This is a genomic window from Priestia sp. YIM B13489 (genome assembly GCF_042787645.1).
GTDB lineage: Bacteria > Bacillota > Bacilli > Bacillales > Bacillaceae_H > Priestia > Priestia megaterium.
Genome location: NZ_JBHZOQ010000008.1, coordinates 1 through 4,102, shown reverse-complemented (window position 1 = coordinate 4,102; position 4,102 = coordinate 1). Strand labels below are relative to the sequence as shown.

Annotated in this window: 4 protein-coding genes; 3 read left to right on the top strand and 1 reads right to left on the bottom strand. The window is 32.7% G+C overall.

Features of this window, described 5'->3' with window-relative positions:
• Positions 1-265 precede the first annotated feature (265 nt).
• A complete protein-coding gene (locus ACFX4W_RS00420) occupies positions 266-610 on the top strand; it encodes a PadR family transcriptional regulator (protein ID WP_098526324.1) in 345 nt (114 codons plus the stop codon).
• On the top strand, positions 607-948 hold the full coding sequence (locus ACFX4W_RS00415) for a DUF1048 domain-containing protein (RefSeq protein ID WP_377558882.1): 342 nt from the start codon (positions 607-609) through the stop codon (positions 946-948). The genes ACFX4W_RS00420 and ACFX4W_RS00415 overlap by 4 nt, the downstream gene beginning before the upstream one ends.
• 106 nt (positions 949-1,054) lie before the next feature.
• Here the strand turns inward: ACFX4W_RS00415 and ACFX4W_RS00410 are convergent, their stop codons facing one another.
• On the bottom strand, positions 1,055-1,516 hold the full coding sequence (locus ACFX4W_RS00410) for a replication/maintenance protein RepL (RefSeq protein WP_061860493.1): 462 nt from the start codon (positions 1,514-1,516) through the stop codon (positions 1,055-1,057).
• Positions 1,517-2,251: 735 nt separating this feature from the next.
• Here ACFX4W_RS00410 and ACFX4W_RS00405 point away from each other — a divergent pair.
• Entirely contained in the window at positions 2,252-2,773 is a 522-nt protein-coding gene (locus ACFX4W_RS00405; RefSeq protein ID WP_377558884.1) for a ferritin, read from the top strand.
• The last annotated feature ends 1,329 nt before the right edge of the window (positions 2,774-4,102 follow it).

Below are 4,102 nucleotides of genomic sequence, written 5' to 3'. Positions count from 1 at the left end.
TCTCTTTTTTGAGATGTACGCTCTTGTTTTAAGGATAGATGCCTCACGGCGTCTTAGGTAGTTTGCTCAGAGTATCAAAATTTATCCTTGTGTTTCGAATTTCTTGTTTGAAATTTCGCTTATTTGAGTTAACTGTAAAAAAAATTAAAAAATGTTTAACATATTATCTACTTTGTAATACTATATAGTAGTAATAAGTAATACTGAATACTGGCGATACAGAGTACTAAAAATATAAGTGAAATAAAAATGGGGGGGGAAACATTTGGAAAATATCACGGAAATGCTGAAAGGGGTGCTTGAGGGTTGTGTCCTTGAAATCATCAGCCGTGGCGAAACTTACGGCTATGAAATCACGCAACAACTGCGAGAACTCGGTTTCACTGATGTGGTTGAAGGCACAGTTTATACCATTACCATGCGGCTTGAGAAAAACAATCTGGTGGACATAGAGAAAAAAACATCCACTAAGGGACCGCCGAGAAAATTTTACACACTCAATGTAGCAGGGCAAGAGCAACTTGAAATTTTTTGGAGAAAATGGGGTTTCATCTCAAGCAAAATTAATGAACTCAAGACTAATAAAATCAAAAGGAGAGAAGTAAAATGAATTTTTTTGAAAAAATGATCGGAAGTCTAGATGACAAGCGGGAATGGAGGGCGATGGAGGCACGGGCGAAGTCACTTCCAAGTGAGTACCGCAACGCTTACAAAGCTATCCAAAAATATATGTGGACTGCTGGTGGTGGCCCAACGGATTGGAAGGATAGCAGTCGTATCTTTGTCGGCATTCTCGAACTCTTCGAGGAAGGGGCAGCGGAAGGCAAAAAAGTCACTGATCTTACGGGCGAGGACGTGGCTGCTTTCTGTGACGACCTAGTGAAGGATGAGAAAACTTGGAAAGATAAGTATCGGAAGAAGTTGAACGATACCATTGGTCGTGACTAACGATAAAATCCTAAATACGTTTTATGTTAACTAAAAGTGAACATATATGTGCAGCTGTAGAAAACATCGTGTTCAAAAGAATGAACACGATGTTTTAATGATTTTTTTAATTTGTATCTTTTAATCTCATAACTTTTCCGTCTGCACTTAGTTCTACTTCGTATCTAATTTTAGAGATGTCTTTCCATTCACCTCTTCCAAAGAATTGAGGGTTTAATAAGAAAACGCCTGTTTCTTTTTTTATTAGAATATTCTTTTTGGTTAACTGATTAACTGCATTAGTTACTGATTGTTGTTTAATGCCTAAATTTTCAGCTACAATTCGTTTATATCCTGAATTAATGATGATAAATTGTCCTTTATTTGCATAAGTTACGCCTTTAATAAGCTCGTATAATACCTTACTTATCCATCCTTGTATTTCTGCTAACACAACAATGTTGTCTAGATATACTTTTATATAATCTGGCTCTTTTCCGTAGTTAAAAGAAACACTTGTCGTTTCTTCTGTTATTTCTCCGTTCATATCTACTACTTTTGTTGTTTCCACTTTTGATATCTTAGCCACATTACCCACCTCTATCATTTTTTACCATTTATTATGTTTTATCTTAACTTATATTTAAGTTATTATCAACTCTTTATTAGAGTTAAAATAAACTCCTTTATAGTGTTATTTCTAACTCTTGATTTTTTCGAAAAAACAACTCTTCAAAACAGTTGATTTTAACTCCTATAAGGGTTAAAAGTAACCCTTATAGGAGTTAAAATCAACTCGTATATGAGTTATTTTTAACTTTCTAAAAAGTCTTATAAACCTTGATATATCAAGGTTTATAGCAGTATATGAAAATCTTTTTTCTTCTTTTATTTTTATTATGGATTTTGTTTTGCAAAAAGAAGATCTCTTTTCAAAAAGCCTTGAAACTAATCGTTTCAAGGCTTTTTACTTCTTATAAGAGACATTATGTAAACTAGGTCTGTATACGATATACAGCCGAAAAAGAGAAAAAACTCCTGTGCCTATTCAGGAGTTTTTTCAGAGGTTATGCTAGATGAGATGATGATATCCATCATCTTGGGTAGTTTGCTCAAGTTATCAATAATGTATGTATCATAAAGAAAAAACCACCTGATTTGTCAGAGGTGGATTTCCTTTAGAAATTCTACATATATTTAGTTTGCTAAAAACGTTATGGGTTATTCGTAACAAGCATTTTAAAACAAGTTTATGTATGTCTAATCGTACATTCGAATAATATGACAGTGGATTTAATTTGAAAGAATAGGGGGAGTAATGATGATTAATGAACAGGTCCAAAAATTAATAAATAATTTAATTCAAATTGAACATGTGTCATCCACTCTATATTTAGCTATGTCGAACTATATGAATAAATTGAATTACAGAGGTATGGGGACTTGGCTTAGATTACAATCAGAAGAAGAAAGAACCCATATGGTAAAACTTATCGATTACTTAGTTGATCGTGGAGGAACTGTTGAATTAAGCTCTTTACCAGCACAACCAAGTGAGTATGGAACACCCTTAGAAACATTTCAAAAAGTTTTAGAACATGAAAAATTTGTAACTAATTCTTATCGTCAAGCTTATGAATATGTTAACCAAGCAAATGATCAGCAAACGTTAATTATTATACAAGAATTTTTAAGAGAACAAGTGGATGAAGAAGCTCAGTCACAAACAATTGTTGATCGTTTAAAACTTGCGCAAAACAACGCTGCTGCTATTCTTATGTTAGATCAAGAACTAGGTCAAAGAAAGCCAGCTGGACCTACTGGAGGGGCAGCTGCAGGGGCTTAGAGGTTCTGTTTAAATAAAAAATGTTAAGAATCCTTTCGAATAGTTATTTGAAAGGATTCTTTTCAATGTAATGGAGTATTAAGAAGTTCGAAGGATAGATTAAGTTACTCAAGTATCAATGGCTACATATAGTGTAATCAAGAGTAGAGATGCTATAAAACCAAACTTTTTAATTTTATATTTATTGATTGAGAAGGTGAATAAATGAATCATTCTAAATTACTTATAGATAATAATAATTTTTTAAGAGTTGGAATACATTATGGGTATTATGGTTACCCACCAAACGTTTATAATGCTATACAGAAGTTAATAAACCAATACATGCATCAAATTGAACATGGTACACCACATTATGTTCATGTTTACTACATTCATCCTGCTCTTATTCATTACTATCTTCATTAATAATTAAGAAATTAAGTTTTATATATATTTTATATATATCGATAGAAAAACCCTATGTAATCCATTGATTCTATGGGGTTTTTTTATTTCCGGTAATGTGTTTTATGTTAACTAAACATATATATGATATATATCTAAAAAACAGAAAAAGACCATCTCTTCCCAGTTTAAAGGGATGGTCTTCTATTCGTTGAGTCAAAATCGTAAATGACCCTTTCACGGCGTCTTGAATAGTTTGCTCAAATGATAAAAAATTATTCGTAATGGACAATTAACTTAAAGGTGGTTTGATGAATAGAGTGTAAGTATTATTGAGTATATTTCGGCATCAAGATTTGATATGGCCACCCGTCTTTCTAAGAAAATGACGTTCTTACAGATTTATACAAATCTGTTCTATACATAGAGGATATGGACTATTTATTAGACCATATCTTCTTTTGATATAAAGTAGGTGATTACGTGTTTTATTCATCTTTCTACACTCCTTTTCCTTACACTTTCTACCCTTATTTTGTCCCTTCTTTCGAACGACCTACTGGATTTGTACTCAATTCTAGTGGAGAAGTTAATAGTTGGTGGGGGAATTATCCATTGGGGTATCCAGCTAAAGCGCCAAAGTATTACGGCGGAGGAGAAGCTCCTATTTCGGGACCTCTCGTACCTTTCAGTTTAAGAGGTTATTATTGAACTATAAGTAATTAAAGTTATTATTTCAGGTTTATTGCTACTAACATGTCTACCTAGTACTTCAACCATGGTTGTTTAAATGCCAAGCGTAAAAGCAGGAAATATCATTCTTGCATTTGAATACTAGTACTATACTTTTAAAACAGAAGTGGAGGCTAGTATAATGCTGGTAAAAAAGATGTTAAATGGAATTATGATGAAAGAAATCACAATTAAAGAATTAGCTGATCA

Coding starts and splice junctions, on each gene's coding strand:
- ACFX4W_RS00415 (WP_377558882.1), top strand. CDS start 607: ATGAATTTTTTTGAAAAAATGATCGGAAGTCTAGATGACAAGCGGGAA.